Source organism: Pseudoalteromonas sp. S3431 (assembly GCF_000690035.1).
GTDB classification, from domain to species: domain Bacteria; phylum Pseudomonadota; class Gammaproteobacteria; order Enterobacterales; family Alteromonadaceae; genus Pseudoalteromonas; species Pseudoalteromonas fuliginea.
The window spans coordinates 1-13,295 of sequence record NZ_JJNY01000088.1 but is presented as its reverse complement, the minus strand read 5'-3'; the positions used below and the strand labels follow the sequence as shown (position 1 = coordinate 13,295).

Sequence of the window (13,295 nt, the reverse complement as noted above, 5' to 3'; positions counted from 1 at the left end):
AAATAAAAATGCCGCTATTTAGCGGCATTTTTATTTTAAGTTAATCTAAACTTGGTAATATTTGCTCACCAAACCACTGCGTTAATAAGCGTTTTTCGTAATAAAATGATTCTTCGCGGCCCATTTTAATTTTATCCATAAAGCCCATATCTTTAAGCTCTACATCACTGCCTTTATTAAGTACGCTACCATCTTTATCTGTTAACGAATAATTGAGCTTAATGCGCGGAAAATAGATTGGTTTTACTACACGTATTTCATCCATACCGCCGTATCGCACATCACCGGCTAAATCTAAATCAGTGAACTCTACGTTTAATTTATAACCTTTTGGTAGCTGCTCAGCAAGCTTAGCCATATGTTTTTCAAAGCTACTTGCAATGTGTTTATGATACGACCCTCTGGCTTGATTCGACGCTCGTACATCACGATAATCGTTAAAGTCATGCCATTTAACAATAGACTCCCCAGCATGAGCAAATACAGGGAGTGCTATACACATTGTCATTGCTATTTTCTTAACTGAATTCATATCGTTCTCCAAAAAGGTGTACCAATTACAATAGAGTGAATTGCAATAAGCCCAGTATTCATACCTAAATTACCAATGGCATATTAACAGTCATTCATTAACTATAACTTAACCATACCTTTTAAATTTTTGACAGTATTTTGTCGCTTGCGGCTTCAATTAAATCAAGCACATTTTCAAAGCCATCATCACCGCCGTAATAAGGATCGGGAATCGCACTAACGCTCTGTTCACCAAACTCTAAAAACAACGCTAATTTGTACTGTAAATGCGCAGGGCACTGGGCTTTTAAATCAGCTAAATTTTGTGTATCGGCCGCTAAAATTAAATCAAATTCAGTAAAGTCACTTGTGCGTACTTTACGCGAATAAATACCTTTAAAACTATAACCACGTTTTTCGCCTGCAGCCATTGAGCGACTATCAGGCGTTTTACCTTCGTGATAACCAATAGTGCCAGCCGAATCAACTTTAACATCAACACCGAGCTTTTTAGCGCGGGCTTTTAATACCGCCTCTGCGGTTGGCGAGCGGCAAATATTACCTAAACAAACAACTAATATTTTTTTCATTAGACACTCCTTTAAACATTAAAAACTAAAACTGTTTTAAAATGCTCGCATCATACTCATCAGCATTTAGCGTTACGTTGTGTTGCGCTGCAACAGATTCAAGCTCAGCTTGTTTAATGGCTAAATCGTCCATGGTGATTAGATTATCGTCTAGCTGCCACAATAACCGAGAGCCCGCGTAGCTATAATGAATCGCTAATAACGCATCGGCATTGCCTTCACGGCCAGCGGCTTTTAACTTAGCCATTTTACGGGTTATTTTATTAAGTGCTTTTTTAAGTTCCCACACATAAACAACTTCAGTCATAAAGCTATGTGTACGGTATTTATGAAGTAACCACGCAAGCCCAACGCTTGTAATAGCAACACCTATTAAGTTCCAATGAAAGTGGCTACCACTTTCATCAGGAAATAAAGCAATCAGCGTTTGCGATATAGCCAAGCTGCCTACAGCCAAACCAATACCACATCCTGCAATAACACGGTTTAAATGTTTACGATAACGCGCTTTATTTATTTCAATGAGTTGCATAACAGCCTAAAAAGTTAATAAGTAAAAGAATGCGAATGGCTATTGTAACTAAACCCCAGATTTTTTATAAAATTATTTCACCCCTTTTTGATTTGCCACCCGTTATAGCTTTGAAAACCCCCTAATTGTAGTGGTCAATAAAATTTGGAGCGGCTTATGCACACACTTGAAGTACCTAACAACCCAGTATTTATTAAAACATCGACCGCCGTTATTGGCGGCGCCGCAATGACCTTTGCAGCTTTTGCGTTTATGCAATATTTAATAAGTGGCGAGCAACGCGCACCGGTTAAACCAGGGGGCGATATTATAGTAGAGATTTTTCAGGCACCTGAGGATTCAAAAGTCAGGCATATACAAAAAATACAGCCGCCACCGCCAATGCCTAAAGTGCCGCCAAAAGCACCACTGCTTGATACATCAGCGGATCCTGTACTGGCAATTAGCGACTTTACGCCAGTTACAATTGATGATTTTGGTGACGACTTTAACAACACCATTAATCGCCCAACAGGGGATGCAACACCCATAGTGCGCATAAACCCTAAATACCCAACTACAGCAGCGCGCGATGGTATTGAAGGTTGGGTGCAACTAAGCTTTAGTATTTCGCCAACGGGGGAAGTAATCGACCCAGTAGTTATTAACGCCGAACCCAAACGCACCTTTAATCGCGAAGCAATAAGAGCAATTAAACGCTGGAAATATCGCCCCAAAGTAATTGAAGGTGTGGCACAATTACAAACAGGTCAAACCGTACAGCTCGATTTTAAATTAGATAACTCTATTTAATGGACTAAACGCCTATGCTACTAAGTATTAAGTCATGGTTATTTGAAACGCCAAGCAAGGACTGCATGGCAAGTTACGCAAAAAGTGGCGACAATCGTTACTTAGAGCAGCTTATTGCCCTCTACAGTAACGACTTATACCACTACCTTGTTACGCAATCTAATACGCATTTAGCATACGACGTAAGCCAACAAACATGGCTAAAAGTAATCGAAAAACGCCACCTTTACCAAGCGCAAACCACACCTAAAGCGTGGTTGTTTAAACTTGCCCGCAACACACTCATTGACGAATACCGCAGGCAACAGCACTTTGTAGAGCTTGACGAAAATACGTATTTAGCAGCACAAAATGATAAGAGCGAAAGCGACTTAAATAGTGGTGACTTAACTAGTGGAGACTCGCATATAGGCAGCTCAAACATAAGTTATGACGCGTTCGACGCTGCGCTAAAACAACTTACCTTTGTACAGCGTGAAGCCATAACATTGCAACAAGAAGGCTTTTCGCTCACCGACATAGAGCTTATAACGCAAAGCAACCTTGAGACCATTAAAACAAGGCTGCGCTATGCCAAACAAAACCTTAAACGTTTATTAGGAGCAAACAATGAACAAGCCTGATGAGCCGCTTGATCAAAAGCTCACACAACACTTTAAAGAGCGAAAAGCGCGCACTACACTTACAAGCGCTCAGCAAAAAGCGCTACTTAATAACGCTGTGCATGCAAAGCCTAAAAAGATCGGCTTTACGCTACAGCTAACCAGCCTAGCCTGCGCACTGGGTGTGTTTGCATTTATTGTGTTTGATAATAACAACAGCATAAATACCACGCCTAAAACCGTACATAACACCGCACTTAACACTATAGATATTCACGACTATTCAATTATAAAAACACACGAAATAAACCAAGCTGGTAGCTACGCAAGCTCCATAAACGAGCAAAAACACGCGCTTGATAGTCAATTAGCTAACGATTTACGCCGCCACCAACAACGCCATATAGAATACGGCACTCTAGTGAAGGTAGATAACGACTGGTACATAGCCAGCTGTAACGACGAGGTACTCGTGCAAATTAAGTATTCGCTGTTGAGTGATTTAAAAGGTAAACACGCAGTAGAAAGTGGTCTAAATACGGGTGATATGCTCGCTATGGCGCATAACGGTAAAGGGCAAATTATTGCGCTTAAACATGCGGGAGCTGGAGTTAGGCAGTGTGGGGCTTAGGTGATAATTTAATTTTACGACCTAATAGAATTAGGTCGTAACTGTTTATTAGAAACTAAAAAGCAGGTGAGTCCCCATTAGGTTTTTCATTAACCGGTATCCCCTTAATTTCTGAAAATACTTTTTTAAATGCGTTAGTTCCCATTTCACTATGAATTTCATCACATTTTTTTTCAGCTTCAGTAAGCGTATTTTTAGGTATAAAATTAACCTTGTGTTTTTTCAAACACTCAAATACTTTGTCATCATACGGATTATCAATTAAGCCCTTTAGGTATAGTTGGTAAAGTAATAACCAATAGTTATCTTTTTCGTAGTTATCACCATCATCAATTATAGTTTGTGCGAACTCAACGATCATTTCATTGAAGTCATGCATTTCTAATAACAAAGTAATTGCAACACAATCACCACTCGCAATGACCTTTTCAGCCGTTTCTGTTTTTGGGATGACGTTATTAATTAACATCGTGTGAAGCGGCCAAGACATACCATCAGATCGGAACTTATCAGCATTTTCTCTTATTATTACATTTAATTGTTGCTCGAAAACCCCTGCACTTATCTCTGCTTTGCCTAATAATTTGTCAAATAACGGGAGTAAAACTGGGTAGTGCCACGATAGGTTCAGAAGAGCTTCCAATAAACTTACATTAGCACCTTCATCTAAGTAATTAATGATTAATGATATTGCATACTTTAATACACTTCCATCAGGCGTACTTTTATTTATCCCAATAGCTTTATTTAAAAACGTAAGCGCTTCATCAGCAGATAGCTGGGGCTCGCTTTCGCCTGCATTACCCAAGCGACTTGGTAGTGCACCTCTCAAATCTAACACCCATTCATCTTCAAAAGCCGCTGGTAACTCTATTATCGATGTTTTCTTTAAGTTCAGTGTCAGCTTATATAGAGCAAGAGAGTTAGATAAATCTTGGATGAAGTTTTGAGCGTCTTCGCTAGTCAAGCAGTAGCAAGTATAATCATCTATATATCGATGAAACTCATAATTTTTACTTATTAAGGCTTCGTCAATTTTACCTAAGATTAACTCGCTCACAATACTAGAGGCTGCAGAACCTATTGGTATTCCCTGAGTTTCATTACGCTTAGTTTTTCGTTGGTAGGTATCTAAACGGTTAAACCATTCTTTGCTTTTTTGTTGTGCTTTAGCCTCTTTAACTCCAACAGCAGCCCATGCAATCGCATGAGAATAAATACTATTAAAACAGTTAGCTATATCAGTGTGAACTCTAAATCGTTTTGCAAAAGAAGAAGTATGCGAGCGACTAATTTTTACGAATGGAGCTTCATAATTCATTACAACCAATCGCTTTTCACTGTGATGAAACTCAGGCTTAATTATACTATTTGCGTTCTCAGTAACGCATTTCAGCTCTCCCCAATTCTCATGTATACACTTGGCTAGTGATGAGTAAGCTCTGGGATGAACAAGTCCCAATACTCTAGGCACGTTATTATATCTTGTAGCCTTATATTCAACTAAGTCATAACCAGATCTGCCTTTAGTCTCTTCAAGCTTAGAAATAGCCTCTGCCACCTCTGGTGTAAATTGCCTTGTATCTAGACTCGGTGGTAACTCACCTATATTTGCTCGTTGATTTGGAAAATAGTTGTATCTAGTTAGAGCTTCATATAAAGCCCTTTTATCATCTGTATCACCAAAAATCTGGCTCATAAACATTCCTTTGCGTATTTTTTGTATAAGTATCTTATCTGAATTCACTGTTTATTAAAGTGAAAAAACATAAAGCCGTATCTTGTTTCTTGTAAAACTAAAATACAAATATCGCGCTTAATAGCACGACTCTAAAATCAGTAGTAGACGAGTACTCTAGTGCGTAAATACTGCACTTTACTTTTCTAGCTAACGCTCGACGCGCTAGCAAGCTATGCGCCTACAAAAAATATACATATACTTGGCTTTATAGGTGCAAACTACATTGGAGATCCGTTGGGTTTCGTGCTGCTCAATCTACGTATGTTAAAAGTATCAGGCCGTCATCAAATAAGCTGGCGATAGCCGTGTTTTAACACCGGTAAGTAAGTCCTCCCGATGCAATAGAAAATACGTCGCCGCCCATAGATAAAATTACAAAAAGGGATCCATGGCAATACCTCTTGGCTGAAGCTTTATGCGTCACAAAATCTAAAATAAAGTTTTTAAATACTCAAAGTAAAAAACTAAACCTTAGAGCAGTGATTTGAATTGAAACTCAATACTTCTCAATTCAATACTCACTAATAATCTCGTATATAACGATAATCAAATTCAGTACTATCTAATACTGTACAATGATCATTAAAGTCGTCGCTGTTCATACTCTGTATGTCAATAATAACCGATTGCTCTTCTATATTTTTAGCAAAGCTCATTAGAAGCTGTTTGCCTCTCTTCGCATCAATTAGACAGCCAAATTCATAAATACTATAAAGCATAGCAAATTCATCACCTGCTTTTTCGGCTTGTAATAATAAAGCCTGGCCTTTTTCGTTATTAAGTATTTTTCCTAAAATAAATTGTGCGCGCGGGTTTTTCTTTTCATTAGCTAGGTAACGTAATATTACTAAAGCTTGGAAGCTATCTTGCGGGTAGGCTCCTTTATAATATCCTCGCTCATCGAAGTGTCTTCCTGACTGATACGCATAAGCATATGTTAATGCTTTTTTGGTGCTCATAGAGGCGAGGTTTTCATTATTTGTTTCAATATGCTTACCACGAAATTCAGCGGCACGCTGCTGATGTTGTTGTACCTCAATATCAATATGCTGCTGTTGCTGAAAAATAACGATACCTATTGCCGTGATAAAACCTGCAACAAGCGTTAAAACACTAACGACAGGAAGTACAATGAACCATCTATTTTTTAGCTTTTTTTGTTTTTGATAATCGGCAGATTCAAATAATTTATCAAATTCTTTATGGTCGTGCATTGATACATTAATGCGTGATATGTAGGCAGCTCCCCATGCGCCAAAAATATAAACCCCAACTAAAATAACCGCTAAAACGCCACCAACAAGAATAATCTGCAAATCCCACGCTACAAATACAATACAAGCATGAGCAATTAAACCTATTAGCGAAAATAAACGCTCGTATCCTCGACCATGAAACCGTACAGCTGCACCAACTAATGCACCACTAATGAGTAACATCACAGGACCTGCAGCTGGTTTTAACTCAAACAGAAATGCCCATAGAACTAAAATAGGAACACTCCAGAATGCAGCACCTAAAGCAGCTGAAAGTGCATTTTGTTTTGATATTTTTTGAAGTGCACTCTGTTTAGAATCTAGATCCATTTTCATTATTAGCCTTATTACTTTTTAAATTAATCATAATACAACTCGATATCAGTTTCAGCATTACTTGCTTACTGCATGAATTAAAAGAGTAAAGAATTGTTAAAAATAATTTTTAAGCTCACAATAACAAAAATACACTTTTTATTAGTTTGCTTGTGACTTAAAGTCCCTCAAATCAAAATGAATAGTCCTTTTTAAGAAGGCATAGGGCGGATTTTGTTTTATGCAAAACTAAAACACAGATGTCATGCTTAATACTATGACTCTGGAATCAGTAGTCGATGAGTAACCTAGTGCGCAAATACTAAATCTAACTTTTCAGGCTAACGCCCGACGCGCTAGCAAGCTATGCGCCTACAAAAGATATACATATACTTAGCTTTATAGGTGCAAACTGCATTGTAGAACAGTTGGGTTTCTTGTCACTCAACCCAACCTATGTAAGCTTTTTTTAAACAAAAAAACCTGCGGTTAATCAGGCTTTTAACTATGTAAAAATCGTATTTTTTAATACAAACATACTTGTTACTAAGTACGCTAAAAACGTAAGATCGTAATCAAATAGCGTTATCTGATAATTTTCGGCTTAATGTTACTCAAGTCTAAATGAATCGTCATTTCTACATTTTCAGGTTCTACCGCAACATCACTTAAACCCGTTCGAGTAAAATATTCTTCAAAGTTTTGCTGATATTTAGCCGAAAACTGCGTATACGCAGTAATAAACAAACTCAGCTTTTTAGCTATTATTGGGTAGGTTGCGGCAAGTTCCCGCAATTTTCAGGTTCAGCAAAGGCAAATTCGGCGTAAGTATTAAAATCATTACCCATAGATGTTTTACCATAATCAGACAAAAAGCCTGCGCTATAATCTGGCGCTAACTCACCTTTTGTAAGTGCCTCAAAATTTGATACTGCAGCCTTCCAATCTCTATTTAATAAACTTTGCCATGTCATTACGCTAAATGGTGAGTTATTAAATATGAGTGAACTAAGTTCATGATGTACTCCACGATACGCATTTTCATAGTTAGCTTTTGTTTCATTCCATTGTGCAGCATTAGATAAAGCTATCCATCTAGAACCATAAGTTCCGCCAGCCGCAGCTCCTTCAATAGTTATAGCGCCTACAATATAAATAGTATCAATTACTTCAGAAATAAATCCTTCTGGGTAAACTCCCAAGGCAGACTCAATCCCATCAAGAGTTTCAGCAACACTATCTAAAGAGGTTATAGTCACTTCAACATTCGCTAAAGTCCCCTCTTCTTCGGTAAAATCTTTCGGATAAGATTGCTTTGGATTATCTGTTTTTATATCGAGCTGGTATGTTTTTGCTAACCTATTAGCTTGTTCTGTTTCGCTTTCTTGGTAAGAGCATGCGTTCAAAAACAATAAAAAACTAAAAAGGACAAAGCTTTATTTTTCATTTAAATAATCCTTGTTTTGTGCTCTAAAAAAGCCTGCATATTTGCAGGCTTTCAAGGCATTTTATAAATAATTAAAACTCAGTATTTACAGCACACTTTTATAAGACGTTTTTATAACACAAGTATGCTTGTTACTAAGTACGCTATAAACGTCAATGCACCGCCAAATAAGGCGTACGGTAGCTGCGTTTTAACGTGGGTGAGTAAGTCACACCCTGATGCAATAGCTGATACAGCGCTGGTGTCGGATATAGGCGAGCAGTGATCGCCAAATATACCACCACCCAAAATAGCACCAACAACAAGCGACGGTGGTAAACCTAGCGCTTGAATAAGTGGCACACCAATTGGGATTAATATAGCAAACGTGCCCCACGATGTACCCGTAGTAAACGACATAACCGCGCCGGTTAAAAACAGCACCGGTACTATTAAGTAAATAGGTAGGTAGTCGCCAACAAGCGATGCTACAAATACGCCAGTACCCAATTCTTTTAAGCTTGCGCCAAGTGTAAGCGAAAGCAGTACAATGGCGACCAGTGGCATTAATTCGCCCATACCTTTAAAACCGGTATCAACTAATTGATGATGCGTAAATTTACGTGAGCCAATCATTAAAAAGTAAGCGACAACAATGGCTAAAACCGTTGCATATAATACTGATTTAGAACCGCTGCCCTCGGCTAGTACACCATTACCGGTGTAATACATAAAGCCAACCATGCTGGTAATAAGCGTAATAAGCGGGATTAACATGTAACGCGCTTTAGAGCCTTTTACTTCTTCTTTTAAGTCAGTTGTTTGAAGCTCTAGTTTTTGTTCGGCTTCTTTCATTGGGCCATGCACTTTATCAAACGCGATGGTGTAAAAAACAATGACAAGGGTAATTATGGCGTAAAAGTTATACCCTACGCTGCCCCATAACACTGATACAGCCGACTCACCTAGCTCATAGTTACCTAACAAACCAAGTACAAATGCGCCCCAGCCGTTAAGTAGTATTAAAATACACACTGGCGCACTGGTGCTGTCAATAATGTACGCTAGACGCGCTCGGCTCATTTTAAATTTGTCGAATAAGCCACGCGATAAAATACCCGAGGTAAGTACGCTCAGGTTAGATTCTATAAACACCGCAATGCCGGTAAACATGGTTAAAAATCCCACTTGGCGCTTACTTTTTGCAATACCTTTGTTCATTAGCATATTAACGGTTGCTGCAACGCCGCCAGATTCGCGAATGTAGGCAAGCAGTGCACCAATTAAAATACTAAATATTAATATGCGTGTATTACCTGGCGAGCTGGCAACCGAAATAATACGTTCAATGGTATTTAAAAAAGTGTCAAACAAGCTATTACCTTCACCCTGAAAGGCGAGTAAAAACTCAGAAGAAGCAACAGCAACAAGTAGCGCCATAATCACTTCTTTTCGCCAAAACACGATAGCAATCGCAATTAGCGGCGGTAAAATAGAATACCAATGCATAAAAAGTTAACCTTAATTATTAGCGAGTAAACCTCGCTTTGTACGCGTTTTAACGCTTATTTGTTAAGCCTAACAACATAAACCGGCTTAGTTTTATAGACCGCTTAGCTTAATGGATTGGCTTACTCAAGTCACCTGTAAATAAATCACTTAAGGTGGCACAGTTAGTACGTTTTAACCTATACGATAGCTTATTGATTTAGTAGCGCTTCATAAATAAGCGACACCACCGATCCATACTGCGCGGTTTCAAATTGTTTACCTGTAAATTCGTAACGTTTTTGCGAGCCTTTAATTGCGCTATGGCGAGCATTAGTAAGTAAAACTATAGCCAAATCGTAAGCGGGGTCGATTACGGTTACTGTCCCCGTCCAACCTGTGTGCCCGTATGCTTGCGCGCTCGCATAAGGACCAAAGTGCCAACGCCTAGCTTGGTTGTTACCAGCTAGCCTAAAGCCAAGCCCGTAGGTTTCATCGCTTGATTGCGGCGTTAAAAATTGTGCTAAGGCACTGGCACTAAATAATTGTTGGTTGCCGTAGCCACCATTATTTAGTAATAGCTGGCAAAGCACCGCTAAGTCGTGAGCGTTACTAAATAATCCTGCATGCCCTGCTACGCCATCAAGTGAGTAGTAAGCGCGCTCGTCGTGCACTTGGCCTTGTAAAACACTGGTGCGAACATTATCAAACTTAATGCGCCCGTCTCGTGTGTTGCCGCTAAGCTCAGTGGCTGCAAATTGCTGCGGCTTAAAGCCTTTTTTAAGTGGATTAAATAACGTGTTAGTTAATTTTAGTGGCGCGTACACTTGCTGCTCTAGATATTCGTCAAGGGGCTGCCCAGTTATGCGCTCAATGAGTACGCCTAAAATCATGTAATCAATATCTGAATAAATAGGCTGCCCAGATGATTTACTACTAAAAGGCACGCTGGTAAGTAATAGCTGTTTGGTAGTTTTACTGTTTTGCGAATAAAACGCGTCGCCGTAGCTGCCATCTTTACGATGAAAGTCAAATACTGGCGGGTATCCAGCGCTGTGTGTGAGTAAGTCTTTTACTGTGCGCTTTGCTCGCCCTTCACCTTTATATTCGCTTAGGTAGCTTTGTACGGGTTTATTAATATTTAACAGCCCTTCGCTTACTAATTTCATAAGTGCAAAGTTGGTGGCAAATATTTTGGTGTTTGAGGCAAGATCAAACAAGGTATTAGTCTGCATTGGCTCTGGGCGTAGTAACATTAAATCACTTTGCTGGTATTGCTTTGCATCGCCATAGGCGGTTAATTTTATTAGCTCACCATTTTTAACAACGGCCAACACAGCCCCAGGAAAACCCGCTTTTACATCGCGTTCAATTAATGTGTCTACTTCATTGAAATCTATATGCTTTTTTGGTTCATCGCTTAAAGTAGGAAATGCAAAACGCAGCGTTAAACTTGCGCCAGCAGGGAGAATATTTTCAACTTTAAAGGTATTAACACCGTTGTGAGTATTTTTTGCCAAACTGTAATTGTATAAGGTGTTGGCGCTTAGTTGGTTAACGTTGAGCTTTTTATTATTAATGTAAATATCGGCGCTTTGTGCGTTGTGGTTTTGTATTAATAATTGCCCGCGCCCTTTGTAAGCTTTAAACGTTCCTCGGTTATTTACATAAAACCGGCTACTTGGATTTACCTCTGGAAACGTTACAACCACTTGTGCATTAGGCAGCTCTACAAGTTGGCTTTTTGTAAGTGGTAGCACCGAGCTAATAGGCTCAGGTGGTGTACTACAACCCACAATAATAAAGCTTAACGCCCCTATAAATGCTTGTTTGATATAACCACACCTTTGATTTTTTAAAGCGATAAACATGCTTAGCCCTTATTTATATAGCAAGTAAGGCGCTCTTTGCGCTTTAAATTGCGCAAGCCCCGCCTGCCAGCTTTGCTTTATTTGCGCCTCAGATTGCCCCGCTTCAATAGCTAAGCGCAATTTATTAGTACCCGCTAGTTTATCCATAAAGTCAGCGCGCTCAAAAAACGAGATGTTGTTTTTACTAAGCTCCGTGTACGCATTTATCAAGTAAGTTAAATTTAAACCTGTGGTATTTGCTTGTCTTAAATCGAGCCCTTGTACGGTTTGGTTTTTAAATTTAGGGTTTAAAGCAGCGCCTTTAATTGCGCGCGGTGTAAAATTAAAATCACCTAATGCAACTGGCGAATAGCCAATTACTTGAAATGCAAAATCGGTGCCTCTACCAATGCTAATAGGCGTTGCTTCAAAAAAGCAAAGTGATGGGTAAAGCGCAATGGCTTGATCGTTAGGTAAGTTAGGGCTGGGTTTTACAGGCAAGCTGTAAGTACTTTTGCGAGTGTAATGATCAACAGGGATCACCGTTAATTTTAAATCGGCCGCTTTATTGATCCAGCCCTCGCCCTTGATCATTTTGGCAAGTTCGCCAACGGTCATGCCGTGTAAAGCAGGAATTGGGTGCATGCCTACAAACGATTTAAATTCTGGCTCTAATATTGGCCCATCAACGTAGGCGATATTTGGATTGGGTCTGTCGAGTACCAAAAATTCTATCCCCTGCTCTGCAGCGGCTTCCATCATGTAGTGCATAGAGCTTATGTAGGTATAAAAACGCACTCCCACATCTTGAATATCAAAAATAATCACATCAACATCGACTAAAGCAGCTTGGCTTGGTTTTTTATTTTTACCATAAATAGAAATAAGCGGAATACCAGTTTTACCATCAACGGCATTTTTTACATGGGCGCCCGCATCGTGATCGCCGCGAAAGCCATGCTCAGGTGCAAAAATTTTAGTTATATTAATATTTTTAGTCAGCAGCGCATCTACCAAGTGAGTGTGCCATACCATTGATGTTTGATTAACGACTAGCCCTACACGTTTATTTTTTAACTGCGGTAAATATTTAGCATATTGCTGCGCACCTACTACAAGTGAGTTGTTAGCTTCGTTGGCTTGCACGCTTGCAATAAAAATGGCGCTAAAAATAAAAAATAACGTAATAAATAGGGTTTTAAACATACTGCAATATCCTTTTAAACAAGGTGTTTAAAATAACATAGGTAATATTAAAGAGCAGCTTTAGAAAGGGGTTAAGTGGGCTTAGATATAGTGATTAGATATAGCCATTAGAAGCTGGCGCTTCTCACGCGAGCAAGCTCTGCGGCTACAACGAATAAATAAACTCGGAGTTTAGATTTAAAGATTAGGGATGGTTTTGCTTGTAGGCGTGCAGCTTGCTGACGCGACGAGCGTAGATCGTAAATGTTTTGCTGTGAATTTTATAGATTAGAAGCTGTCGCTTCTCACGCGAGCAAGCTCTGCGGCTACAACGAATAAATAAGCTCGGAGTCTAGATTTAAAGATTAGGGATG

General features: G+C 39.2%; 13 protein-coding genes. 3 read left to right on the top strand and 10 right to left on the bottom strand.

Annotated features, from left to right (window positions below; translation table 11 throughout):
- Nucleotides 1-40: 40 nt before the first annotated feature.
- The 3 genes from DO88_RS02650 to DO88_RS02660 form a co-directional block, all read right to left on the bottom strand.
- On the bottom strand, nt 41-532 hold the full coding sequence (locus DO88_RS02650; protein WP_007378815.1) for a DUF3016 domain-containing protein: 492 nt from the start codon (nt 530-532) through the stop codon (nt 41-43).
- Between the two features lie 121 nt (nt 533-653).
- Nucleotides 654-1,103, bottom strand: coding sequence for a low molecular weight protein-tyrosine-phosphatase (locus DO88_RS02655; protein WP_008137282.1), 450 nt, complete (start codon nt 1,101-1,103; stop codon nt 654-656).
- Nucleotides 1,104-1,128: 25 nt separating this feature from the next.
- Nucleotides 1,129-1,635, bottom strand: coding sequence for a DUF3087 domain-containing protein (locus DO88_RS02660; protein ID WP_007378817.1), 507 nt, complete (start codon nt 1,633-1,635; stop codon nt 1,129-1,131).
- 156 nt (nt 1,636-1,791) lie between these two features.
- Here DO88_RS02660 and DO88_RS02665 point away from each other — a divergent pair, with 156 nt between their 5' ends.
- Genes DO88_RS02665 through DO88_RS02675 form a run of 3 tightly spaced genes read left to right on the top strand, consistent with a single transcriptional unit; the run spans nt 1,792 to nt 3,660 of the window.
- Entirely contained in the window at nt 1,792-2,427 is a 636-nt protein-coding gene (locus tag DO88_RS02665; RefSeq protein WP_033040730.1) for an energy transducer TonB, read from the top strand.
- A gap of 14 nt (nt 2,428-2,441) precedes the next feature.
- The gene (locus DO88_RS02670) at nt 2,442-3,050 is read left to right on the top strand and encodes a sigma-70 family RNA polymerase sigma factor (protein WP_033040728.1); all 609 of its coding nucleotides are present in this window, start codon (nt 2,442-2,444) and stop codon (nt 3,048-3,050) included.
- Nucleotides 3,037-3,660 (top strand): hypothetical protein, encoded by a 624-nt coding sequence (locus tag DO88_RS02675; protein WP_008137275.1) that lies wholly within the window; start codon nt 3,037-3,039, stop codon nt 3,658-3,660. The genes DO88_RS02670 and DO88_RS02675 overlap by 14 nt, the downstream gene beginning before the upstream one ends.
- Nucleotides 3,661-3,715: 55 nt before the next feature.
- Here DO88_RS02675 and drt4 read toward each other — a convergent pair whose 3' ends face one another.
- The 7 genes from drt4 to DO88_RS02700 form a co-directional block, all read right to left on the bottom strand.
- On the bottom strand, nt 3,716-5,359 hold the full coding sequence (gene drt4, locus DO88_RS02680; protein WP_007378821.1) for an antiviral reverse transcriptase Drt4: 1,644 nt from the start codon (nt 5,357-5,359) through the stop codon (nt 3,716-3,718).
- Between the two features lie 563 nt (nt 5,360-5,922).
- Entirely contained in the window at nt 5,923-6,993 is a 1,071-nt protein-coding gene (locus tag DO88_RS02685) for a hypothetical protein (protein WP_007378822.1), read from the bottom strand.
- Between the two features lie 564 nt (nt 6,994-7,557).
- Nucleotides 7,558-7,719 (bottom strand): hypothetical protein, encoded by a 162-nt coding sequence (locus DO88_RS19165; RefSeq protein ID WP_232224829.1) that lies wholly within the window; start codon nt 7,717-7,719, stop codon nt 7,558-7,560.
- Between the two features lie 17 nt (nt 7,720-7,736).
- Complete coding sequence (locus DO88_RS0118435; protein ID WP_232224828.1) at nt 7,737-8,378, bottom strand: hypothetical protein; 642 nt, start codon at nt 8,376-8,378, stop codon at nt 7,737-7,739.
- A 152-nt stretch (nt 8,379-8,530) separates the two neighbouring features.
- A complete protein-coding gene (locus tag DO88_RS02690; RefSeq protein WP_007378824.1) occupies nt 8,531-9,907 on the bottom strand; it encodes a Na+/H+ antiporter NhaC family protein in 1,377 nt (458 codons plus the stop codon).
- A 191-nt stretch (nt 9,908-10,098) separates the two neighbouring features.
- Complete coding sequence (gene pbp4b / locus DO88_RS02695) at nt 10,099-11,757, bottom strand: penicillin binding protein PBP4B (RefSeq protein ID WP_033040726.1); 1,659 nt, start codon at nt 11,755-11,757, stop codon at nt 10,099-10,101.
- A gap of 9 nt (nt 11,758-11,766) precedes the next feature.
- Complete coding sequence (locus DO88_RS02700) at nt 11,767-12,942, bottom strand: exo-beta-N-acetylmuramidase NamZ family protein (RefSeq protein ID WP_033040725.1); 1,176 nt, start codon at nt 12,940-12,942, stop codon at nt 11,767-11,769.
- Nucleotides 12,943-13,295 lie beyond the last annotated feature (353 nt).

Coding starts and splice junctions, on each gene's coding strand:
- DO88_RS02700 (WP_033040725.1), bottom strand. CDS start 12,942: ATGTTTAAAACCCTATTTATTACGTTATTTTTTATTTTTAGCGCCATT.
- DO88_RS02655 (WP_008137282.1), bottom strand. CDS start 1,103: ATGAAAAAAATATTAGTTGTTTGTTTAGGTAATATTTGCCGCTCGCCA.
- pbp4b (WP_033040726.1), bottom strand. CDS start 11,757: ATGTTTATCGCTTTAAAAAATCAAAGGTGTGGTTATATCAAACAAGCA.
- DO88_RS02685 (WP_007378822.1), bottom strand. CDS start 6,993: ATGAAAATGGATCTAGATTCTAAACAGAGTGCACTTCAAAAAATATCA.
- DO88_RS02660 (WP_007378817.1), bottom strand. CDS start 1,635: ATGCAACTCATTGAAATAAATAAAGCGCGTTATCGTAAACATTTAAAC.
- DO88_RS02675 (WP_008137275.1), top strand. CDS start 3,037: ATGAACAAGCCTGATGAGCCGCTTGATCAAAAGCTCACACAACACTTT.
- DO88_RS02690 (WP_007378824.1), bottom strand. CDS start 9,907: ATGCATTGGTATTCTATTTTACCGCCGCTAATTGCGATTGCTATCGTG.
- DO88_RS02665 (WP_033040730.1), top strand. CDS start 1,792: ATGCACACACTTGAAGTACCTAACAACCCAGTATTTATTAAAACATCG.
- DO88_RS02670 (WP_033040728.1), top strand. CDS start 2,442: ATGCTACTAAGTATTAAGTCATGGTTATTTGAAACGCCAAGCAAGGAC.
- DO88_RS02650 (WP_007378815.1), bottom strand. CDS start 532: ATGAATTCAGTTAAGAAAATAGCAATGACAATGTGTATAGCACTCCCT.
- drt4 (WP_007378821.1), bottom strand. CDS start 5,359: ATGAGCCAGATTTTTGGTGATACAGATGATAAAAGGGCTTTATATGAA.